The sequence below is a fragment of the Ruegeria sp. F11 genome, from assembly GCF_056533855.1.
In genome coordinates this window covers 121635-144157 of record NZ_JBQFOW010000001.1, presented here as the reverse complement: position 1 = coordinate 144157, position 22523 = coordinate 121635, and the positions used below count along the sequence as shown (strand labels likewise).

Below are 22523 nucleotides of genomic sequence, written 5' to 3'. Positions count from 1 at the left end.
AACCAATCGCTAAAGCGACGGAACCGGCAGGTTGCCCTGCACCCGATACAGGTTGATCCGCTGCCGGTCCTCTTTGGGTGAAATCCCGAATTCCGACTGGTAGTGGCCGGAAAACACCTTAACGTTGGCATAACCGACTGCTGCGGCGATATCGCCCATCCTTTCGTTCGAATACATCACGATCTGACGCGCCGCCCGCATGCGCATAGTGCGGAAAAAGCCGGTCGGGTTGCGGCCCGTCGCCTTTTTGAAACTGCGCTCAATATGGCGCGGCGACACCTTCAGGATTTCCCCAAGCCGCGCAATCGGCATGGGGTCGGCAAGGTTCTGCGTGTAGAGTTCCACCGCACGGGCCACCAGCGGCGGGAAGCTGGCGTCGGTCTGGTCGTTGGCCGCCACCGGAACCACCTGCTTGACGCCTGCCTTGCGCATCATCGGGTGCTGGAACCAACAGGCGACCTCGGTCGAGATGCGGGGGCCAAGCTGCGCCTCGATCATGCTCAGCGCCAGATCAAACGCCGCCGCCGCGCCCGAGGCGGTGACAATATGAGGTCCGATTTCAACCACCTGATCCGAGGCGGCCATCTTCGGAAACTCGGTCCGAAACGCCGCCGCGTAGCACCAGTGCACGGACACGGTATCGTCACCCACCGCCCCGGATCGGCACAGTGGAAAGATGCCGCCGCTGACCGCCCCCAGCCGCGTCCCGTGCCGTAGTAGCCGACGCAGATGGGCGGGGGATTGCGGATCGGAAAACGTGGCACTTGGCGCGGACAAAAGGATCAGATAATCAAGCGATTTCAGTTCGTTTAACAACAATGAGGGTTCAAAGTCCACATCCGCGCTGGACCGCACCTTGCCGGACGTTTCCGAGATCAGGGACCACGAAAACACGTCCTGCCCCGAAATCTCATTCGCGGCGCGCAAGGGCTCGATCAGCGAGGTCAAGCAGGCCATGGGAAAGCCCGGAAAAATCAAAAAGCCGGTGCGGGTCTGTCTTTGGGTCATGATATGCTACTGGTCCGATTCATTCCGGGTAGCTGTATCACGGCCATCTGCTTTTTGCTGAACGGAAAATGAGTGCAACCGCCCCGGGCACCTTACCCGTCGGCAGAGATTCCATACCGGCTGATCATCATCTCAACGCTGTTCTCTATCGTTTCCGCCATCTCGGCCTCGCTGAGCACCGATCCCGAAAACAGCAAGGGCCAGAACGCCCGCGCCTTTATCAGGCCGATGAACTCACGCCCGGCTTTTTCCGGATCGTCAATCTGCAGCTGCCCGTCCTCGGCGGCGTCGCGCAGCATGTCGATAAAGGCTGCGGTCTTGTCCAGCCTGCCCTGCGCCTCGGCCGCAAGAACCGGATTGCGCAAGGTTTCGCTGATCACCATCCGGGACATCGCCATCACATCCGACGACATCAGGATGCGGCCCTCGGCCCAGGCTAGTTCGGTTAACTGCTCACGTACATCGCGCCCTTTTTCGTAGCGGATTTCCACCACTTCGGCAAAGCGGCTGGACAGTTCGATCACGATCGAGCGGAACAGGTTTTCCTTACTTTCCACATACTTGTACAGCGTGCGCTTTGACACCTCGGCCCGGGCCGAGATGCGATCCATACTGGCTGCGGCAAAGCCCTTTTCCTGAAACTCGGCCACCGCAGCTTCGATGATCTGTGCATGCTTTGACGCGTTAAGTGCGCTGCTTTCACTCATGCCCGAGCTATAGACCCATTGACGGGCCGCGGTCAAACACTAGGTAAACGCAAGAGTTTACAGACTCGATTTTCTGTGCCACTAGTAAACCCGTGAGTTTACCGACTCAGGCAACCAGCCCAACATGGAGATCCCCCTCATGCCACTCACACTGAAACTGAACGGCGAGACCCACACGGTCGACGCCGAACCCGGCACCCCGCTTCTGTGGGTGATCCGGGATGAGCTTAAGCTGACCGGAACCAAATTCGGCTGCGGCGTCGCCTCCTGCGGGGCCTGCACGGTGCATCTGAATGGTGAGCCGGTGCGCTCGTGCCAAACCTATGTTGAAGACGTCGAAGATGCCGAAATCACCACGATTGAGGCCATCGGAGATGACAAGATCGGGGCCGCCGTCCAGCAGGCTTGGGTCGAGTTGGACGTGGTGCAGTGCGGCTATTGCCAGTCGGGTCAGGTGATGTCGGCTGTGGGTCTTCTGTCCGAGAACCCCAAGCCCAGCGCCGAAGAGATTGACAGCTACATGCACGGCAACGCCTGCCGCTGCGCCACCTATCAACGCATCCGCGCCGGTATCCAGCGCGCGTCCGAAATTCTGGAGGCCTGATCCATGACACTCAACACCTCTCGCCGTGGATTTCTGAAAGGCGCCGCTGCTGCCGGTGCCGTGCTGCTGGTTGGTGCCCGTCCTGATGGCGCGCTGGCCGCGGCTTCCTCCGAAAGCGCCATGTTCAACCCGTTCGTGAAGATTGACGCCGATGGCACCGTGACGGCCATCGTCAAACACTTTGAAAAAGGTCAAGGCCCCGCAACCGGCCTACCCACACTGATTGCCGAGGAAATCGGCCTGACCATGGATCAGATCGCGTACGAATTCGCGCCCTCTGATCCCAACGTCTACAACAATCTGGCGCTCGGCCCGTTTCAGGGCACCGGCGGCTCAACCGCGATGGCGAATTCCTGGCTGCAATACCGTCAGGCCGGGGCCGCCGCTCGGGAAATGCTGCTCAACGCCGCAGCCCAAAGCTGGGGTGTGGATGCTTCGGGCGTCACCATCGAAGACGGTATCGTCAAAGCGGGCGACAAATCCGCTCCGATCGCGGAATTCGTCGCTGCGGCTTCGCAACTGGAGGTCCCGGCGGAACCGCGCCTGAAAGACCCGTCCGAGTTCCGGCTGATTGGCAATGAAGCCGTCCGCCGCAAGGACTCGGCGATCAAGGGCAATGGCCAGGCGATGTACGCGATGGACGTTCATCTGCCAAACCAGATGGTCGCAATGATCAAGCGCCCCGAAGCGCGCGGCGGCACCGCCCTCGGCTTTGACGACAGCGCGTCGAAAGAGGTCAAAGGCTATATCAACGCCGCCGTCCTGCCTAATCAGGCGGGTGTGGCGGTTTACGCCGAAAACACATGGGCCGCGATTCAGGCGCGCGATGCGTTGGAGGTCGAATGGGACATGTCTGGCGCGGAAACCCGCGATTCCGACCAGATCAGGGCCGAGATCATGGCCGCGCTGGACGCTGAGCCAACGTATAATGTGAACAAGGCAGACACCGCAGCCGTTGCGGCAGCAATCGACGGGGCGGACAAGGTCATCGAAAAGACCTTCTACTTCCCGTTGCTCGCCCATGCCCCGATGGAGCCGTTGAACTGCACCATCGAACAGACCGCCGAGGGCGATATCGTCCTGCATGACGGTGCGCAGATGCCGACCGGGGCGCATATGGCCTATCAGCAGATCTTCCAACTGCCCGCTGAGAAAATCCACATCAACACGATGCTGGCCGGTGGCTCTTTCGGGCGTCGCGCCACGCCGGACGCGGATTATCAGGTCGAGGCCGCTTTGGCCTTTGTCGTCACCGACCGCACACGCCCGGTGAAACTGGTCTGGACGCGCGAGGATGACATTCGCAGCGGCTACTACCGCCCCGCCTTTGGCCACAAGGTGCGCGTGGGTCTGGACGCCGATGGCAATATCGTCGGATGGCAGCATCAGGTTGCCGGGCAGTCCATCATCAAGGGCACCGCGTTCGAGGCTATGGTGGTTAAAGATGGCATCGATCACACGTCCATCGAAGGGATCGGTGACAGCCCCTACGCGATACCGGGCATGGCGGTAGGGTTGACCGACACGCCCAAGGCGACCTCGGTCCTTTGGTGGCGGTCGGTGGGGCATACGCACACGGCCTATGCGATGGAAACCATGATGGACCTTGTGGCGCAAGCTGCTGGCCGCGACCCGGTGGAATTCCGGCTGGCCCATCTGGTTGACGACACCGACCCGGATCAAAAGCGTAAAGCAGGCGTCCTGAAACTGGCCGTTGAAAAGGCCGGTTGGGGTAACGTGCCAGCCGGCCGGGCGCAGGGTGTCGCGGTGCACAAGTCGTTCGGATCTTACGCCGCGCAGGTGGTCGAGGTGTCCGGCGACCCGGAAAACGGCATTCGGATCGAAAAGGTCACATGCGCAGTGGATTGCGGCATCGCCGTGAACCCCGACGTTGTGCGGGCGCAGATGGAGGGCGGCATCGGTTATGGCATCGGCCATGTGATGCGCGATCAGATCACTCTGACCAGCGGGGCCGTGGACCAGTTCAACTTCCCGGATTACGAGCCTCTGCGGATTGGTGACATCGCCGCCATTGACGTACATATCGTACCATCTGCCGAAGCGCCCTCAGGCGTTGGGGAGCCCGGCACACCGCCGTCTGCCCCGGCGCTGGCGAACGCGATCAACGCCCTGTCCGGGGTGCAGGTCGCCGAAATGCCGATGGCAGAGAACGGCGTCAACTTCGTTTGACACTTCGATCCCCGCGCCTTGGCGACAAAGCGCGGGGATTATCGTTTGAAGGTTCAGCGTAAAATTTGATCAAATTTAGTGACAAGAGCGGGCCGCTCCAGTACATCTCGGGAAACGAGAGGAACGGAGGCCCCCATGGACCTGAGCGCCCTGCACAGTTTTCGCGTCGCCGCCTGTGACCTGAATGGCCAGTTGCGGGGCAAACGCGTGCCGCCTGCCTATGCCGACAAACTGGACAAAGGCGCGGTGCGGATGCCGCTTTCGGCGTTGAACGTGGATTTATGGGGGGCTGACATTGATGGCAGCCCGCTGGTGTTTGAAACGGGGGATGCCGACGGCGTCCTGCTACCTACTGAACGCGGCCCTGTCCCTGTGCCTTGGCTCGATGCTGAGACGGCCCTGGTGCCGATGTGCCTGTACGACGACGCGGGCCAACCCTTCCCCGGCGACCCCCGGCACGCCCTTTCCGCTGTACTGGACCGCTATGCGCAACGCGGTTGGTCCGTGGTCGCCGCGACCGAGTTGGAGTTCACCCTGATCGACGCCTCCGGGGCGCAGCCGCAACCCCCGATCAACCCGATCACCGGACGCAGGCTGTCGGACGAGGCGGTCTTGTCCGTAGCCGAAATGGACGCGTTCGAGGATTTCTTTACTGACCTCTACGATGGCTGTGCAGCGATGGGTATCCCGGCGCAAACGGCTATCTCGGAAAGCGGTGTCGGCCAGTTCGAGATCAACCTGAACCATCAGGAGGCAATGCGCTGCGCCGATGATACATGGCTTTTCAAAGCATTGACGCGCGGTTTGGCGAGGAAACACGGGTTCGGCGCGACCTTCATGGCTAAACCTTATGCGGACGACGCAGGCAACGGGATGCATGTCCATTTTTCGGTTCTTGATCAGGATGGGCGCAACGTATTCGATGATGGCGGACCTGAGGGCACCGACCTTCTGCGCTCGGCCGTAGCCGGGTGCCTTGCGGCCATGCCCGGCAGCACCCTGATCTTCGCGCCGCACGGCAATTCCTACACCCGCCTTGTGCCCAGCGCCCATGCGCCGACCGGTGCAAGCTGGGCCTATGAGAACAGAACCGCCGCCATTCGCATTCCCGGCGGTGCCTCGGCAGCGCGGCGTATTGAGCACCGCGTTGCAGGCGGGGACATCAACCCGTACTTGATGCTGACAGCCGTTCTGGGCGCCGCCCTGGTGGGGATCGAAGATGCTTTGAAACCACCCGCCCCGATCTCGGGCAACGCCTATCAGATCAAGGACCTTCCGCAACTGGCCCCTGACTGGGCCGCCGCCGTGGACGCCTTTGAAACGGACCCGATGGTCGCTCGCCTGTTTCCGCCCGACCTGATCCGGTATATGGCTATGACCAAACGGCAAGAGATCGCGCGCTTTGCGGACCGCCCCGCCGAGGACCACTGGCTGAGCTATCTCGAGGCTGTCTGACCCCACTTGCCCGGCAAAACCAACTCGGGTAGGTTAAATTTGATCAAATTTGGTGAACCATGAAAATCGGTATTCTACAAACCGGCCACTCTCCTGATGGGTTGAAAGACGAATTCGGGGACTATGATGAACTGTTTCCGGCGCTTCTGGACGGCAACGGGTTCGAGTTTGAAACCTTTGCCGTTGTCGATGATGTGTTTCCGGACAGCACTGCGGATGCGGATGGCTGGCTGATCACCGGATCGCGGCACGGCGCGTATGAGGATTTGCCTTGGATTCCGAAGCTCGAACAGTTGATCCGCGATATCCATGCCAGCGGCCAGCCGATTGTCGGCGTGTGCTTTGGCCACCAGATCATCGCGCAGGCGCTGGGCGGCCGGGTCGAGAAGTTCTCGGGCGGGTGGTCCGTGGGCCGGACCGAATATGACTTTGACGGCAAGAAGGTCTGGTTGAACGCCTGGCATCAGGATCAGGTTGTCGAGGCCCCCGCAAGCGCGCGCGTCGTGGGGCAGAACGACTTCTGCCGGAATGCGATGCTGTCTTATGGCGACACGATCTGGACGGTTCAGGCCCACCCCGAGTTTTCGAATGATTTCGTGACCGGCCTGATGCGCACGCGCGGCAAAGGGCTTGTGCCCGACGCCCTGATGGAAGCGGCTGCAAACCGGCGGACCGCCCCGGATGACAACGCCAGTATCGCGCACTACATGGCCGAGTTTCTCAAGAAAGCGAGGGCCTGATGGCCGACTGGACAGATCAGCTGCCGCAGGCCGCGCGCACCTATTTTGACGGGCACCGATTGGATGAGGTCGAGTGCATCATCTCGGACCTGCCCGGCATCGCGCGCGGCAAGGCGGTGCCTGCGTCGAAATTCGCAAAGCAGTCCTATTTCCACCTGCCCGACAGCATCTTCTACCAGACCATCACCGGCGACTGGGGCGAAGCGGCGGGCGAGGATGGGTTCATCGAACGGGACATGATCCTGAAGCCCGATTTCTCGACCGCGTCCGCCGCGCCGTGGACCGGCGACTGGACGCTGCAGGTGATCCACGACGCCTATGATCGCGATGACAATCCGATCCCGTTCAGTCCGCGAAACGTGCTGAAACGCGTCGTGCATCTGTATCACGACAAGGGTTGGAAACCGGTCGTAGCCCCGGAAATGGAGTTCTTTCTGGTCGCCCCCAACGTGGACCCGGCGCAAGGCATCAAGCCGATGATGGGCCGCTCGGGTCGTCCGGCAGCGGCGCGTCAGGCCTATTCGATGACCGCCGTGGATGAATTCGGCCCGGTGATCGACGATATCTATGATTTCGCCGAACATCAGGGGTTCGAGATCGACGGCATCACGCAGGAAGGCGGGGCCGGTCAGCTTGAGATCAACCTGCGCCACGGCAATCCGGTGAAGCTGGCCGATGAGGTGTTCTATTTCAAACGTCTGATCCGCGAGGCCGCCCTGCGGCACAACTGTTTCGCCACCTTCATGGCGAAACCGATCGAGGACGAGCCAGGCTCGGCCATGCATATCCATCACTCGATTATCGACATGGAAACCGGTCAGAACATCTTTTCCGGTCCGCAGGGTGGCGAGACGGATGCATTTTACAATTACATCGCCGGTCTGCAGAACCACTTGCCCGCCGGTCTTGCGGTGATGGCACCCTACGTGAACTCGTACAGGCGCTATGTGAAGGACCACGCCGCGCCGATCAATCTGGAATGGGCGCGGGATAACCGCACCACGGGCATCCGTGTGCCTCTGTCGGGCCCCGAAGCGCGACGGGTCGAAAACCGCATTGCCGGGATGGATTGCAACCCGTATCTGGGCATCGCGCTGTCGCTGGCCTGTGGCTATCTGGGCCTGACCCAGCAGGAACGCCCCCGCCGTCAGTTCCACGGCGATGCTTATGAGGGTGATGGCGACATTCCGCAGGTCATGGGCAGCGCGCTGGACTTGTTCGACGGAGCCACTGCCTTGCATGAGGTTCTGGGGCCGGAATTCGCGCGCGTCTATGGCATCGTAAAACGGGCCGAGTATGAAGAATTCCTGCAAGTGATCTCTCCTTGGGAGCGAGAGCATCTTTTGCTGAATGTCTAGGCATTTGGGACCGTCCGGGATGTCCGTATTTGGAACGAGAAGAAGCCGGGGCGCAGCATGAACCTGCTGTATTCCAATGACCGGAAGGCAGAGTACCCGCCCAGTTGGTATGCGGCAACGGCCAATTCGATGGACCGGTTTCCAGCGTTGGATGGCGACTGTAAGGCGGATGTCTGCATTGTCGGCGGCGGTTATACCGGCCTGTCCGCAGCACTGCATCTGGCCGAGGCGGGCTTTTACGTTGTTCTGCTTGAGGCGCATCGCGTGGGTTTTGGTGCGTCGGGGCGAAATGGCGGTCAATTGGGCAGCGCACAGCGGATGGATCAGGAGGATCTGGAGCGGCTGGTCGGCGATGACGACGCCGCCAAGCTGTGGGACCTGGCCGAGGCGGCTAGAGCGCTGGTGAAATCCCTGATCTCGCGCCATCAGATCGACTGCGATCTGAAACCCGGCGTTGCCAGCATGGCGCTGAGCGATGGCGAGCGGCGCGACCTGCATGACCACGCCTCGCATCTGTCCGGTCGCTACGGGTACGACCAGATTGAGCCTCTGGATGCTGAGGCGGGCCGTGCGCTGTGCCCCTCGCCCGCTTACAAGGGCGGGTATCTGGACAAGGGGGCGGCCCATCTACACCCGCTGAACTATGCGCTGGGTCTGGCCCGGACCGCCGCACAAGCAGGCACGCGCATCCATGAAAGCACCGAGGTTCTGAGCGTCGAACAAGGCCCACGCGTTTCTGTCCGGACGGCACAAGGTACGGTCACTGCGGATCACGTCATCCTGGCTTGCAACGGGTATCTGGGCGGTTTGAACCCGCAAGTGGCGGCGCGGGTCATGCCGATCAACAACTTCATCGCTGCGACCGAGCCGCTGGGCGCGGATGCAGCCAAGGTTCTGACGCAGGACGTGGCCATCGCTGACACGAAGTTCGTTGTGAATTACTTCCGTCTCAGCGCTGATGGCCGGCTGCTGTTTGGCGGCGGCGAAAGCTATGGCTATCGCTTCCCCTCTGACATCGCCGCTACGGTTCGCAAGCCGATGATGCAGATTTTCCCGCATCTACGCGATGTGCAAATCGACTACGCTTGGGGCGGTACACTGGCCATAACCATGCGACGGATGCCGTATCTTGCGCGGGTGGCCCCCAATATTCTGTCCGCCTCGGGCTATTCAGGTCATGGCGTCGGCACGGCTACCCATGCCGGTCAGCTTATGGCAAAGGCCATTCAGGGACAGGCCGAAGGGTTTGACACCCTAGCCCGCGTGCCCGCCCTGCCCTTTCCCGGCGGGCCAGCGTTGCGCAGCCCCCTGCTGGTGCTGGCGATGACGTGGTACGCGTTGCGGGACCGGCTGGGGGTCTGACCCATTTCCCATTGCGACAGTTTGGTGAAATTTCGCCGACCCGGCGAAAGGGGACTTGGCATTGGCAGGCTCTTTGATTTAGATAAACAAAAGTTAGAATTCGGGATTTCCAAATATGACACTGCCGCCCAACGTTCATGATGCCGAACCCATCCCCGCCGCCGCCCGCGAGGCGATTGATGCTTTGATGCAATCCGGCGATCTGTTCCGCTATACCGCACCGCAGGACGCCCCGGTTGCTTTGCTCGAGGCTGAGTTTGCCGAATTGCTAGGCTCGAAATATGCGCTGGCGGTGTCATCCTGTTCCGCCGCTTTGTTCCTGTCGCTCAAAGCGCTCGGCCTGCCGCGCGACGCGCGCGTGCTGATCCCGGGCTTTACCTTTGCCGCCGTGCCCTCGTCCATCGTGCATGCTGACTGCATCCCGGTCTTGTGCGAAGTGGGTGACAATTATCGCATCGACATGGCGGATTTTGCGGCCAAGCTTGACGATGTTCAGGCGGTGATCATCAGCCACATGCGCGGTCACACCTCGGACATGGACGCGATCATGGCGCTGTGTGATGCGCGCAATATCCCGGTGATCGAGGACGCGGCGCATTCACTGGGCACCACCTGGCACGGGCGCAATATAGGCACCATTGGCAAGGTCGGCTGTTTCTCGTTCCAGTCCTACAAGATGATCAACGCGGGCGAAGGTGGCATCCTAATCACCGATGACGCCGATCTGGTTGCGCGCGCGGTGATCATGTCGGGTGCCTATGAGCACAACTGGAAAAAGCACAAGGGCCCGCATGGCGACAACTCGCCCGAGTTACGCGACGCCTTTGCCCGCTGGCAGAACCAGTTGCCGCTGTATAACCTGCGTATGAGCAACCTCAGCGCCGCCGTGATCCGCCCGCAAATTCCGGAACTGGCGCGGCGCGTGCGTGATGGGCTGGCGAACCACGACTACGTGGCCGACCGCCTGAACACATCGCCCTATATCGACGTCCCTGCCCCGCTGGCCCCGGAACGCCGCGCGCCGGATTCGATCCAGTTCAATCTGGTCGGGCTGAGCGAGGATGAAATCCGCGCCTTTGCCGAAGCCTCGGAGGCGAGGGGCGTCAAGGTTCAAGTCTTTGGTCTGAGCGAGGACAACGCCCGCGCGTTCTGGAACTGGCAGTTCCTGCCCGAAAAGTTCGACCTGCCCCAGACCCGCGAGATGCTGATGAAGGCCTGCGACGTTCGCCTTCCAGTGCGCCTGACCCGCGAAGAGTTGGACGTGATTGCCGACATCCTGCTGGCCTCGGTCGGTGAGGTGATCGGGCCGGTTCCTGCCTACGGGACCTGAGGGTCAATCCGTAATCGCATCCACAGACACAAACATTGCGGTGATCCCTCCCGGGGTCGCCGCGATACGTGACAGGATGCCGGTAACCCGCAGGCCCGATGGGGTTTGCACCAACAGCGGTGCGCCAGAATCGCCCATCATCACCGGGCAGGTCGCGATCATCAGCCCTTTAGCCACCGGGCGCGGACGGCAATCCTTTGTCCGGCTCTGGACATGAGGCCGCAGGCCGGGGTAACCGGCAACTGTTCCGGCGACAGGCCGGGCGTCGGCTTCCGCAAGTCCCAGAAACCCCAGGGATTGCCCGACGGGTTCAGCCAGCTCAAGCACGGCCCAATCCAGTTCGGGACGGTTATCAAAACCAATGGCGGTTTGATCGGGGTGCAACCGATAGCTTTCGACGGTTGAAACCGAAACGGCCTCTCCACGTTGATAGCCTGCCGCAAAGCGGATGCTAGCGGCGGGAATCCAGCGTTTGCGGGCGCTGTTGTATAGACAATGGGCTGCGGTCAGCACCTGCCGGTCCGAGATCAGGACACCCGTGCAATGCGATCGTTGAGACCGGCTGGCAAAGTTGACCCTGCCGACGGCACGCCATGGCGCGGCGGAGGCATCCAGAATCTCGCGCGCGCGGATGTCATCGCATCCGGCATCCGCACTGGCACCCAGCGTGCAAACAGGCGACCAGGTTTCGGTGAAGCGGCCTTGCGCCATTGCCGCCGGAGCGAAAAGCAAAGCGACGCAAACGGCAAGCCAGCGCATCGCTTGAAGGATCAGTTCAGCTTGGACAGCTTCTGCTGCAGCTCGGCGAGTTGCTTTTTGATGTCGTCCAGATCCTCTTTGGGTTCGGCCTGTTCTTCGTCGCTGTCGGGGCCGGACCAGTTGCCCGACAAACCCCCGGTCATCGCCTTGAGGAACGCCTTTTGCTGCGCCTGCATCGCCTCGAACCCCGGCATCTGGGACATCGGATTCATGGCGTTCATGTTTTCCATCATCTTGGACTGGCTTTCGCGCAGCATCTCGAACGAACTTTGCAGGAACTGCGGCATCATCCCGCCGCCCGGAACCATGTAGCTGCGCACAAGATCATTCAGCACGTTCACCGGCAGAACGTTTTCGCCCCGGCTTTCATGCTCGGCAATGATTTGCAGCAGATACTGGCGCGTCAGGTCGTCGCCGGTTTTCAGGTCGATAATCTGTACTTCACGCCCGTCGCGGATGAACCCCGCGATATCTTCAAGCGTGACATAGTCGCTGGTCTCGGTGTTATACAGCCGACGGCTGGCGTAACGCTTGATCAACAACGGTTTTTCCTGGTTCGACACCCTTAACCCTCCCCAAGGATGATGCATTGCAGCACAGGTTATGCGACTGCAGCACAAAAAGAAAGGGCAGGTCAAGCGACCTGCCCAGCGCAACTGCACCAGTTGGGAGGAATGGGTGCCTGTCGCGCCCCTTCCTTACTTGGCGGCGGCCGCTTTCTTGGCAGCGGTCGTCACTTCGTTGGTAGCTTTCTTGACAGCAGCAGTTGCTTCTTCTGCAGCGTCTTTACCGGCAGCCATCAGCAGTTCGACGGTTTCGGTCTGAACTTTTTTCGCGATTTCAGCGAAAGCGGCCATGTTTTCGGCAGCAACTTCAGCCGACGCGCTTGCGAAGTCGGTTGCAGCTTTTGCGTAGTCAGCAGGCTCTGCCTTTGCTTTCGACATCTCGGTCAGTTTGGCCAGAGTTTCTTTGGTCCATTTGTTCGAGATTTCAGCCGATTTTTCAGCTGCTTCCAGAGCAACGCCCGACAGCTTTTCGTTCAGCGAAGCGGTCGATTTGAAGGCGTCTTCCATTGCGGCGGTGTCTACCGGGAATGCGCCCATCATGTCTTTCATGATCGCGGTGAAGTCTTGCGTCTTTGCCATTGTCCTAATCCTTTTTGCCGAACCGGGCCCACCCCGGCTTTCATCAGCTTGAGGACAATATGATTTCTGCAGCGCAGCATTGCAAGCATTTTCTTGCTGCGCTGCAGAAAAATTGAATTTCAAAATGAAATCAGCGGTTTGCCTTGACCAGAACATAGGACCCCGGAGCCGGGCACAGGCGCTCATGGTCCGAATCGCCCGTATCGCGGGCCGGAACCTGCTTGCCTGAGCGCTTCTTCAACCAGGCCTCCCATAGCGGCCACCATGACCCTTCGTGGAAGTCCGCCTCTTTCAGCCAGGTATCGGCATCCGCCTTTAGGTCGGGATTGGTGTAGTGGCCGTATTTCTTCTTGCTGGGCGGGTTAACGATACCGGCGATATGCCCCGATTCAGACACGACAAAGGTCTTGGATTTCGACCCGGTCTGCCGGAATCCGCGAAAGCAGTCTTTCCAGGTGGCGATATGGTCGGTCTCGCAGGTGATCGCCATGATCGGAACATCCACGTCGCTGATGTGCAACTTGTGCCCCATCAACTCGAAACCGTCCTCGACAAAGTCGTTGTTTTGGCACAGGCCGCGCAAATACTGGACCGCCATCTTACCCGGCAGGTTGGAGCCATCCCCGTTCCAGAACAACAGATCAAACGCAGGCGGTGTCTCACCCATCATGTAATTGCGGATGGCGGGCGTATAAACAAGGTCGCGCGACCGTAGGAAGGACATGGTGCGCCCCAGAATCCAGGCGTTCAGCAGCCCTTCCTTGGCAACGTGTTCCTCGATACCGTCTACGAAATGGTCCTGCAGGAAGGGCGTGAATTCTCCCTGCTCACCGAAATCCGTCAGGGTGGTAAAGAACGTCGCCGATTTGACCGACTTGTCGCCGCGCTGCTTGAGCAGCGACAGCGTCAGGTTCAGGGTCGTTCCCGCGATACAATAGCCGACGGCATTGACCTGCTTGACCTTGCAGATCTTTTTGACCTCTTCAATCGCGGCCAGGAAACCATCTTCGATGTAGTCCTCCATACCGACTTCCGCGTAAGTGGCATCCGGGTTGATCCAACTGACGACGAACAGGGTATAGCCCTGTTCAGTGATCCACTTGATCATGCTGTTCTGGGCTTTCAGGTCCAGAATGTAGAACTTGTTGATCCAGGGCGGAAACAGGACGATTGGCGTTTCACAGACCGTTTCCGTCACGGGTTTGTACTGGATCAGTTCCATCATGCGATTGCGGTAAACCACATCACCCGGCGTGGTCGCCAGGTTGCCGCCGATCTCAAAGGCGCTGTCATCTGCCAGCTTGACCACAAGCTCGCCGTCATTGGCTTCCAGGTCCGATACAAGGTTTTCCAATCCCTGGATCAGCGATTGCCCCTCGGTCTCGATCGCTTTCTCCAGCGCATCGGGGTTGGTGGCCAGAAAATTGGTGGGGGCCATCATGTCGATGATCTGCTGCGAGAAATACTGAAGCCGCTGTTTGTCGGTCTGATCCAGGTCTTCCACCGATGCCACGGCTTGTTCCAGTGCTTTGGCATTGGTCTGGTATTGCTGTCGGATCAAACGGAAGTACGGATTGCTTTCCCACAAGGGGTTCGAGAACCGCTTGTCTGTGGGTCTGGCCTCTTCGTCTTCGACTTCGCCTGTTGTCAGCGCCTGATGCGCTTCGGCAAAGTTCATGACCGACTTGCCCCAATACTCGATCTGCTGCTCAAGAAGTTTGGCGGGATTCTGCCAAGCTTCGGCCCAATAGGAGGTTGCTGCTCGCGCGAAAAGATCTTGATTCGGACCGTCCAACGCAGAGGTTCGGGGCTTTTTCACAGCCATAACCTCGACCAAACGTTTGGAAAGCTGTTCGACTTTTTCCATATTTTCTTTAAGCCGTTCAATATGTTCTTCGCTAATGTCAGACATTTGACCTTCACTTGTTGTCATTTTAACAATTCCCACCTAATCTCGCTGCCATGCAGAATAGCGTCGTGGGCGTCGGGGGGCAAAGCGACGAATGGTCCGGACTTACACGACACCGCACAGGAGGCCCCGTCGATGCGCTACATGATGACCTATGACCTGATGGAAACCATGCGCAACACGAACCAGTGGCTTGGTGCCACTGCAAGCGCGATGGCGTCTTATCCCATGTTTTCTATGGTTCCCAACCCGGCATTCGGATGGATGGCCGCCTGGGGTGAGGTGACAGAGCGCACATTCCAGCGCATGGTCGTCAAGCCCGACTGGGGTATTCGCACATTCACCTGCGAAGACGGTAAAGATCATCTTGTTGATGTCACCACGGTTTTGGAACGCCCCTTCGGGGACCTGATTCACTTCAAGGTAAACGGGCGTGAGACGCAACCGCGCAAGGTGCTGTTGGTCGCGCCGATGTCCGGGCACTATGCCACTTTGATGCGGTCGACCGTCAAAAGCCTGCTGGTCAATTGCGAGGTTTACATCACCGATTGGCATAACGCGCGCGATATTCCCGTGTCCGCAGGCAAGTTCGATGTCGAGGATTACACCCTCTACCTTGTCGATTTCATGAAGGAACTTGGCCCCGACACGCATGTGGTCGCCGTGTGCCAGCCCGCGCCGCTGACATTGGCCGCCACGGCCTATCTGGCCGAGGTCGAGCCCAAGGCCCAGCCTAGCACACTGACGTTGATCGGTGGCCCCGTCGATCCGGACGCGACCCCAACGGACGTGACTGATTTTGGTCGGCGTGTCACGATGGGTCAGTTGGAAAAGACCATGATCCAGCGCGTTGGCTTCAAATACAAGGGGGCTGGCCGGATGGTGTATCCCGGCCTGCTACAACTGGCGTCGTTCATGTCCATGAACGCAGATCGCCATTCCAAAGCGTTTTCTGACCAGATTCAGCGCATCATTCGGGATGAGGCGTCGGATCACGACGCCCACAACCGCTTCTATGATGAATATCTGGCGGTCATGGACATGACGGCAGAATTTTACTTGTCTACCGTTGAACGCATCTTCAAAAACCGGGAAATCGCCCGCAACGAATTTGTCGTTGCCGGTCACAAGGTGGATATCGGCAAAATCACCGATGTTGCGGTCAAGACCGTCGAAGGCGCGAATGACGATATCTCGGCCCCCGGTCAGTGCATCGCCGCGCTGGACCTGTGCACCGGCCTGCCGAACAGCAAAAAGGCCAGCCATGTGGAACCCGGAGCGGGCCACTACGGTATTTTCGCCGGGCGTAGCTGGCGGGACAATATCCGCCCGCTGGTGATCAATTTCATGAATGAAAACAGCCGCAAACCGCGTCGTCGGGCAGCCAACAGCAACAAAGTCGCCTGAGGCAGATGGGCGAGAGCGCGTCAGCCAGCCTCGCCTTTGCCTGCACCTGCGGGGAACTAAGCGGTCGCATCGCGGCGTCGGGTTTGCCGCTCAGCACGCATGCCGTTTGTTTCTGCCATGATTGCCGCGCCGCGCAGTTGTATTTCGGGCAGCCCGACCCGGCCCCCGGCCCTGTTGAGGTGTTGCAGATGGCACCCGAGGCCATCGTGATTGATCAGGGTGCAGACCATTTGGCTGTGATGAAGCTGAGCCCAAAGGGCATGCTGCGGTGGTATGCCAAATGCTGCAACGCCCCGCTGGCGACCACGCCGAATACCCCGAAATTCCCGTTCGCCGGGTTCATCGTCAAACGGCTCGTCGACCCGTCGCGCCTTGGCCCGGTCAAAACGCGGGGGTTTGTGCCACGACCGAATGGCAAACAAAAGCATGAACATCTGGCACCCGCCGCCATCGGCTTGCTGCGACGCGTCGTCAAATCCCGACTGTCCGGAAGCTGGAAAGAAACTCCGTTCTTTGATCCCAAGACCGGAGCGCCGGTCGCCGAGCCTACAGTCATCAGAAAATACGAACGGGCCGCGCTTTATACGTAAGCCATCATCTGAGGCGCGTTCAGCCAATCCCCAATCGTGTCATTCACGATGTCTGGAGCCTCCAGCGTTGGCAGATGCCCAGCGTGTTCAATGGTTTGCAAGGTGGCCTCGGGGATCAGTTCGGCCATGAAGGCGTGTTTTCGAACCGGCGTCAGCGTGTCGTGCGCACCGCACAAGATCAGTGTCGGCACCTTGATCCGACGCAGCTCACCCTGCTGGTCGGGTCGCCGCTGCAACGCCCGTATCTGTCGCACAAACACCTCAGGCCCCAGTTCCGTCGCCATGGCCAGAAGGGTGTTCAGGTGCGGTATCCGTTGCGGCCCCGGAGCCAGTGCATCCGAGCCCACGACCTTACGCATGACCTCCTCCAACCGACCGGCCTGCGCACCGATGATCAATTCCTCGCGCCCGGCTGCCATCTGCGGCGTGTCCGCCTGCGCATCGGTTGCCATCAGGCACAGGCGTGACACCCGTTCGGGCGCGCGGCGGATCAGTTCCAGCGCCACAACGCCGCCCATGCCAAGCCCGGCCAAAGCAAATCGGTGCGGCAACTGATCCAATAGGCCCGAGGCGATTTCTTCGATCCGCTCGCCCTGCGAAATCGGCGCAACAGTCACTGCTCTGACGCGCGACAGTGCCTCGACCTGAGGACGAAACAGCCGGGCGTCGGCCATAAATTCAGGTAAAAACACCAGCGGCTCGATCACGCGGGTCCCTCCCTTTGCTCGGTTATCCGAGTCCTTCCCTTTGCTCTCAGGATGAAAGTTTTGTCCCGGTGGGGCAAGGAAAACTTCACGGATAACGAATGCCGCGAAAGGTGGGGAAATCGGCGTATCGGGATTGCCGTTGGCATAGGTCTTCCTCAGGCTCGGCCCCCGGTCGCAACAGGCACCCGCGCGGGGCGATGTAGCTGTCGATCCGACGATGAGGCCGGGGCCGCCACACCAGATTGAAGGCACAGAGCTTGGGGAAGAACCAGATCTCGGAATAATCCAGGTGGTCATGCATCCACCATGCCAGATCGCGCCAGTCACGGCCCTGAGCATAGCGATCCGCGAACCACGGGATCACGATCGACGCGCCCGCGATGCGCGCCTCACCCTCGCCGCGATCCCAGATATGGCATTCCATCGGATTGTCATTTCGCGCGCAGTTCAGGCGGTTCTCATTGCCAAACCGGTTCAGCGACGGGGAGCGATAGCCCGAGCGCACGGCGATCCGGCCAAAGGTCTCCTCCAACGGGTCCAGCAGGGTCTCACAAAAGGCGCGGCCCGTTTCAATGGCCAAATCAGGATCGTCGGGAATGTTCTGTTTTTGATGAAAGCTTCCGATCTCGGAATACAGAAAGTCCCGCATGTAGAAATGCCGCGACAGGCGCACGCGCCCAAGCGTCTCAAGGCTCCACATGCTGCCCGGTTTGCGCATGGTCAGACCCGCCCGGATTGAAAGGAGGTCATTCGATCCCCTGCCCCTTCAGCCACGCCAACATCGCCTCGACCGCCGCATCGGTCTGGCCCGGTGACATGAGACGGCCCGCAATGACATGCGACATCGGATCATCACCGGGCCCCATTGTCACCGTTTCAACGGTCACCGGCCCACCCCAAGCCTCGGCCACCTTGTGAGTCCGCTTTGGCCGCACAACCTGATCGTCATCGGAAAACATGAACAACGCAGGCACTGTCGTGCCCGAGAAATCAAGGGCATAGACTGTATCCACAAGAACCGTCATCGGCACCACGGCCACCCAAGGGTAAACAACCGACCAGTATTTGTTCTTTTCAGGGTCCGGGCTGGAAACATCCCGTTCTTCCCCCATCACCAGCGGCAGCCAGTCCCGCGCCCAAGGCAGGCCCGGCATGAAAGAAACTGGCGAATTCACTCCAAAGTTGGGCGAAACAAAGATCATCGCCGCTACATCCACTCTAAGTTCAGGGTTCAACGCCGCCGCCGCAGTCAATGTACCCCCGGTCGATGTCGAGATGACCACAACCTTGTCGCCCACCGCCCGGGCGGCGGCCAACCCTTCGGCCATGTCCTGCATCCAGCCCGAGGCCGTCGCCTCACCCATGGCAGCGCCCTCGCGACCATGCCCCTGCAGGCGCGTGTAGACCAGATTGGCCCCCAACGCATCCGCGACCCGATCCGGCACGGGGCGGATTTCCTCGGAACTGGCCGAGAACCCATGCACGTAAAGCACCGAATACGGCGTGCGCTGTTCCTTGAACCCGTCCTGCCAGATCACGCGTTTCTCGACGCCGGGCGTGATGTCGTCAAAACCCGACTCGATGCTTTCGAAATAGACCTGAACGCCTTCGCCGAACTTGCGGGCATCGAAAGAGGGGTTCAGGTCCACCTCTTCCCGTGGCCCGAACCAGTAGATCAGCCCGCCGACCACGATCAGCGCCAGTAGCAGGCGCCCCAATATCCACCCGAAACGCCGCATCAGTCTGCCCCCAGCACGTCAAGTACCGCCTCTTCGATCAGGCCCAAGCACGGCCCATCCGAGAACCGATGGTCCGCATCTTTCACCAACCGCAACTGCATATCCGGGCCTTCAGCATGTTCCAGCAACCGCACCGCTGCTTCGACAGAGACCGCCGTATCCGCCGTGCCCTGCAGAAACCGCACCGGGAAGGGCAGGTTCAAAGCCGCGCGCAGGACAAGGCGTTCCCGTCCATCCTCAATCATCCGCTTAGTGATGATGTAGGGTTCCATATAGTCCGAAGGCAATTCCACATGACCAACCGTTTCCAGCGCGGCCTTCTGTTCGTCGGTAAATGACGCCCAATACCCGTCTTCGGTAAAATCGGGCGCTGCAGCGATGGTCACCATCCCGGCAATCCGCGCGGGAATTTCTCTGGCCAACAACAAGGCCTGCCAGCCGCCCATTGAGGACCCCACGATAATCAGCGACCCATCGATCAGAGATGTCACTGCAGCAACGGTATCCTCATGCCAATCCCCAAGGCAACCTTCTGTAAACGCACCAGAACTCTCGCCATGGCCCGAATAGTCAAACCGCAAAAACGCCTGCCCGCGCGCCTGCGCCCAGGCCTCAAGATGCACCGCCTTGGTGCCCTCCATATCCGACTTCAACCCGCCCAGAAAAACCACGGTCGGCCCTGCGCCCTCACTCTTGTGATACGCCAACCGCCGCCCCTGCGCCGTCTCCAGAAATTCTGTCGCTGCCATGAAACCCTCGCCGCTATTCTCCCTCATCATGCACGTCCCACCCCTAACCGCAATTCCCCGATCCGTCCTTCATCTGGCCAAAAATATCCCGGGGAGCGCGGGGGGGAGCGCCCCTCCTCCCGACCCTTGACACAGGCTCTTCCACCTGCCAAAGCAGCGCGCAACACACATAACCCGCAACCGGGCGTTCAGTGGGCGCCAAACCGACGAGGAGAGCCGATATGGCCCTGGATTCAAAATCCGTCTCACTCACCTTCCCCGATGGCAATGCACGATCCTATGACGCTGGCGTCACACCAGCGCAGGTGGCGGCTGACATCTCGACCTCGCTGGCCAAAAAGGCCATCTCGGCCACGGTCGACGGCAAACACTGGGACCTGCAATGGCCCATCAACGCCGACGCGCAGATCGCCATCCACACGATGAAGGATGAAGAACAGGCCAATGAACTGATCCGCCACGATCTGGCCCATATCATGGCCCGCGCGGTGCAGGAAATCTGGCCTGACACCAAGGTCACCATCGGCCCCGTCATCGAAAACGGCTGGTATTATGACTTCGACCGCACCGAACCCTTCACCCCCGAGGACCTCGGCCTGATCGAGAAAAAGATGAAGGAAATCATCAACAAGCGCGACGCCGTGACAACGGAAGTCTGGGACCGTCAGCGCGCGATCGATTTCTACACCGCCAATGACGAGCCCTATAAGGTCGAACTGATCGAGGCCATCCCCGGGGATGAGCCGCTGCGCATGTACTGGCACGGCGACTGGCAGGACCTCTGCCGCGGCCCGCATCTGCAGCACACCGGTCAGCTGCCGGGTGATGCGTTCAAACTGATGTCCATCGCCGGGGCCTATTGGCGCGGCGACAGCTCGCGCCAGATGCTGCAACGCATCTACGGCGTGGCCTTCACCGGCAAGGAAAAGCTCAAGGCGCACCTGCATATGCTGGAAGAGGCCGCCAAACGCGACCACCGCAAGCTGGGCCGCGAGATGCACCTGTTCCACATGCAGGAAGAAGCCCCCGGTCAGGTGTTCTGGCACCCGAACGGCTGGACCATCTACACCCAACTGCAGGACTACATGCGGCGCAAACAGCGTTCAGGCGGGTATAACGAGATCAACACCCCTCAGGTCGTCGACCGCAAATTGTGGGAGGCCTCGGGCCACTGGGAGAAATACCAGCACCATATGTTCCTCGTCGAAGTCGACGAAAGCCGCGATGGCGAGAATGACGACGCCAGCTCGAAAAACCGCGACCAGACCCGGATCAACGCGCTGAAGCCGATGAACTGCCCCTGCCACGTGCAGGTGTTCAATCAGGGCCTCAAAAGCTATCGCGATCTGCCGCTGCGGCTGGCCGAGTTCGGGTCGTGCTCGCGGTTTGAACCGTCGGGCGCTCTGCACGGGATCATGCGCGTGCGTGGATTCACGCAGGACGACGCGCATATCTTCTGCACCGAGGACCAAATCCAAGAAGAATGCGCGCGCTTCATCGACTTTCTGGCAAATGTCTATGACGAGCTCGGCTTCAAAGAGTTCGAGATCCGCTTTGCCACCCGCCCCGAAAAACGCGTGGGTACCGATGAAAGCTGGGATTATGTCGAAGGCGCGCTGGAAAACGCGATCAAGGCGGTGGGCCGGGATTATACGCTGGAACCCGGCGACGGCGCATTCTACGGCCCCAAGCTGGATTTCTATCTGACCGACGCCATCGGCCGGGTCTGGCAGTGCGGCACGTTCCAGGTTGATCCCAACCTGCCCGAGCGTCTGGACGCGACCTATGTCGGCGCAGATGGCGACCGGCACCGTCCCTATATGCTGCACCGCGCCTGCCTTGGCTCGTTTGAACGCTTCATCGGCATCCTGATCGAGAACTGGGAAGGCAAGCTGCCGTTCTGGCTGGCCCCGCGTCAGGTCGTGGTCGCCTCGATCACCTCGGACGCCGACGCCTATGTGATGGAAGTTGTCGAAACGCTCAAAGCCGCGGGTGTCCGGGCCGAGGCCGATATCCGCAACGAAAAGATCAACTACAAAGTCCGCGAGCATTCGGTCGGCAAGGTGCCGGTCATTCTGGCCGTCGGTCATCGCGAGGTGGACGAGCGCACCGTCAGCGTTCGCCGTCTGGGTGAAAAACAGACGCAGGTTCAATCGCTTGAGGCTGTAACAATTGAACTGTCGCAAGCGGCAACTCCGCCAGACCTGCTGTAACATTCGGCATCATATCGCCACCAATCCGGCCCCAAATCCGGGGCCGGATTGAAACATTTCCCCTTTTTCAATTCAAAAACAGTATGTTAACTCACAAGTGGGCACAGTGTTGCCTGACGCGCTTGTGAGACACGGGCTCGTGAATTCCAACCCGGCCCACAAGCCATTACCTTTGTCATTGTCACAAGCAGACATACGCAGTCATCAAAAGGGATTACCGAGATGTCGAACACCGCAAAAACACTGGTCATCGCAAGCGCCGTGGCAGCCGCCGTATCGGGCGCAGCGACAACCGCAACCGCTCAGGCAAAAGAGAAATGCTATGGCGTTTCGCTGGCCGGTCAGAACGACTGCGCCGCAGGCCCCGGCACCACCTGCGCGGGCACCTCGACCGTCGATTATCAGGGCAACGCATGGACGCTGGTCGATGCAGGCACCTGCGGCGATATCGAATTGCCGAAAACCGCTGATGGTACCGACCGCAAGGGCTCGCTCGAGCCGCTGGATCGCGACCTGCCCGCATAAGGCTGTCCGAATGAATTGCGAAGGGC

The 22523-nt window shown here is 60.1% G+C and carries 21 protein-coding genes; 11 read left to right on the top strand and 10 right to left on the bottom strand.

What is annotated here, in order from left to right; translation table 11 throughout:
* Window positions 1-9: 9 nt before the first annotated feature.
* On the bottom strand, window positions 10-1008 hold the full coding sequence (locus tag ACR0NJ_RS00730) for a GlxA family transcriptional regulator (protein ID WP_480815218.1): 999 nt from the start codon (window positions 1006-1008) through the stop codon (window positions 10-12).
* 92 nt (window positions 1009-1100) lie between these two features.
* Window positions 1101-1715, bottom strand: coding sequence for a TetR/AcrR family transcriptional regulator (locus tag ACR0NJ_RS00725; RefSeq protein WP_480815217.1), 615 nt, complete (start codon window positions 1713-1715; stop codon window positions 1101-1103).
* A 139-nt stretch (window positions 1716-1854) separates the two neighbouring features.
* On the opposite strand from ACR0NJ_RS00725, the gene ACR0NJ_RS00720 reads away from it, so the two are divergent.
* The 7 genes from ACR0NJ_RS00720 (at window position 1855) to ACR0NJ_RS00690 (ending at window position 10754) form a co-directional block, all read left to right on the top strand.
* Window positions 1855-2319: a (2Fe-2S)-binding protein gene (locus ACR0NJ_RS00720; RefSeq protein ID WP_480815216.1), complete on the top strand. Its 465-nt coding sequence runs from the start codon at window positions 1855-1857 to the stop codon at window positions 2317-2319.
* 3 nt (window positions 2320-2322) lie between these two features.
* Window positions 2323-4509 (top strand): xanthine dehydrogenase family protein molybdopterin-binding subunit, encoded by a 2187-nt coding sequence (locus tag ACR0NJ_RS00715; protein ID WP_480815215.1) that lies wholly within the window; start codon window positions 2323-2325, stop codon window positions 4507-4509.
* A 135-nt stretch (window positions 4510-4644) separates the two neighbouring features.
* Window positions 4645-5964 carry a glutamine synthetase family protein gene (locus ACR0NJ_RS00710; RefSeq protein ID WP_480815214.1) on the top strand — a complete coding sequence of 440 codons (1320 nt, stop codon included), beginning with the start codon at window positions 4645-4647 and terminating at the stop codon, window positions 5962-5964.
* A gap of 59 nt (window positions 5965-6023) precedes the next feature.
* Window positions 6024-6704 carry a type 1 glutamine amidotransferase gene (locus ACR0NJ_RS00705; RefSeq protein ID WP_480815213.1) on the top strand — a complete coding sequence of 227 codons (681 nt, stop codon included), beginning with the start codon at window positions 6024-6026 and terminating at the stop codon, window positions 6702-6704.
* Window positions 6704-8062, top strand: coding sequence for a glutamine synthetase family protein (locus ACR0NJ_RS00700; RefSeq protein ID WP_480815212.1), 1359 nt, complete (start codon window positions 6704-6706; stop codon window positions 8060-8062). Before ACR0NJ_RS00705 ends, ACR0NJ_RS00700 begins: the two co-directional genes overlap by 1 nt.
* A 57-nt stretch (window positions 8063-8119) precedes the next feature.
* Window positions 8120-9424 carry an NAD(P)/FAD-dependent oxidoreductase gene (locus tag ACR0NJ_RS00695; protein WP_480815211.1) on the top strand — a complete coding sequence of 435 codons (1305 nt, stop codon included), beginning with the start codon at window positions 8120-8122 and terminating at the stop codon, window positions 9422-9424.
* Between the two features lie 115 nt (window positions 9425-9539).
* Window positions 9540-10754 (top strand): DegT/DnrJ/EryC1/StrS family aminotransferase, encoded by a 1215-nt coding sequence (locus ACR0NJ_RS00690; RefSeq protein ID WP_480815210.1) that lies wholly within the window; start codon window positions 9540-9542, stop codon window positions 10752-10754.
* Window positions 10755-10757: 3 nt separating this feature from the next.
* On the opposite strand, the gene ACR0NJ_RS00685 is transcribed toward ACR0NJ_RS00690, so the two are convergent.
* The 4 genes from ACR0NJ_RS00685 to ACR0NJ_RS00670 all read right to left on the bottom strand — a co-directional run bounded on the left by ACR0NJ_RS00685 (window position 10758) and on the right by ACR0NJ_RS00670 (window position 14591).
* The gene (locus tag ACR0NJ_RS00685; RefSeq protein WP_480815209.1) at window positions 10758-11513 is read right to left on the bottom strand and encodes a trypsin-like serine peptidase; all 756 of its coding nucleotides are present in this window, start codon (window positions 11511-11513) and stop codon (window positions 10758-10760) included.
* An 11-nt stretch (window positions 11514-11524) separates the two neighbouring features.
* A complete protein-coding gene (gene phaR / locus ACR0NJ_RS00680) occupies window positions 11525-12076 on the bottom strand; it encodes a polyhydroxyalkanoate synthesis repressor PhaR (protein ID WP_480815208.1) in 552 nt (183 codons plus the stop codon).
* A gap of 135 nt (window positions 12077-12211) precedes the next feature.
* Window positions 12212-12658 carry a phasin family protein gene (locus tag ACR0NJ_RS00675; protein ID WP_480815542.1) on the bottom strand — a complete coding sequence of 149 codons (447 nt, stop codon included), beginning with the start codon at window positions 12656-12658 and terminating at the stop codon, window positions 12212-12214.
* Between the two features lie 130 nt (window positions 12659-12788).
* A complete protein-coding gene (locus ACR0NJ_RS00670) occupies window positions 12789-14591 on the bottom strand; it encodes a PHA/PHB synthase family protein (RefSeq protein WP_480815207.1) in 1803 nt (600 codons plus the stop codon).
* A gap of 111 nt (window positions 14592-14702) precedes the next feature.
* Here ACR0NJ_RS00670 and phaZ point away from each other — a divergent pair, with 111 nt between their 5' ends.
* Both phaZ and ACR0NJ_RS00660 read left to right on the top strand, forming a co-directional pair.
* Entirely contained in the window at window positions 14703-15974 is a 1272-nt protein-coding gene (phaZ, locus tag ACR0NJ_RS00665) for a polyhydroxyalkanoate depolymerase (protein ID WP_480815206.1), read from the top strand.
* A 5-nt stretch (window positions 15975-15979) separates the two neighbouring features.
* A complete protein-coding gene (locus ACR0NJ_RS00660) occupies window positions 15980-16564 on the top strand; it encodes a DUF6151 family protein (RefSeq protein ID WP_480815205.1) in 585 nt (194 codons plus the stop codon).
* Here the strand turns inward: ACR0NJ_RS00660 and ACR0NJ_RS00655 are convergent.
* The 4 genes from ACR0NJ_RS00655 to ACR0NJ_RS00640 form a co-directional block, all read right to left on the bottom strand.
* Entirely contained in the window at window positions 16555-17271 is a 717-nt protein-coding gene (locus ACR0NJ_RS00655) for an alpha/beta fold hydrolase (RefSeq protein WP_480815204.1), read from the bottom strand. The genes ACR0NJ_RS00660 and ACR0NJ_RS00655 overlap by 10 nt on opposite strands.
* A gap of 85 nt (window positions 17272-17356) precedes the next feature.
* On the bottom strand, window positions 17357-17971 hold the full coding sequence (locus tag ACR0NJ_RS00650) for a hypothetical protein (protein ID WP_480815541.1): 615 nt from the start codon (window positions 17969-17971) through the stop codon (window positions 17357-17359).
* A gap of 46 nt (window positions 17972-18017) precedes the next feature.
* Entirely contained in the window at window positions 18018-19010 is a 993-nt protein-coding gene (locus ACR0NJ_RS00645) for an alpha/beta hydrolase (protein WP_480815203.1), read from the bottom strand.
* Window positions 19010-19759: an alpha/beta fold hydrolase gene (locus tag ACR0NJ_RS00640; RefSeq protein ID WP_480815202.1), complete on the bottom strand. Its 750-nt coding sequence runs from the start codon at window positions 19757-19759 to the stop codon at window positions 19010-19012. Before ACR0NJ_RS00640 ends, ACR0NJ_RS00645 begins: the two co-directional genes overlap by 1 nt.
* Before the next feature lie 221 nt (window positions 19760-19980).
* Here ACR0NJ_RS00640 and thrS point away from each other — a divergent pair, with 221 nt between their 5' ends.
* Both thrS and ACR0NJ_RS00630 read left to right on the top strand, forming a co-directional pair.
* Window positions 19981-21972 (top strand): threonine--tRNA ligase, encoded by a 1992-nt coding sequence (gene thrS, locus ACR0NJ_RS00635; RefSeq protein ID WP_480815201.1) that lies wholly within the window; start codon window positions 19981-19983, stop codon window positions 21970-21972.
* 222 nt (window positions 21973-22194) lie between these two features.
* On the top strand, window positions 22195-22497 hold the full coding sequence (locus ACR0NJ_RS00630) for a BufA1 family periplasmic bufferin-type metallophore (RefSeq protein ID WP_480815200.1): 303 nt from the start codon (window positions 22195-22197) through the stop codon (window positions 22495-22497).
* Window positions 22498-22523 lie beyond the last annotated feature (26 nt).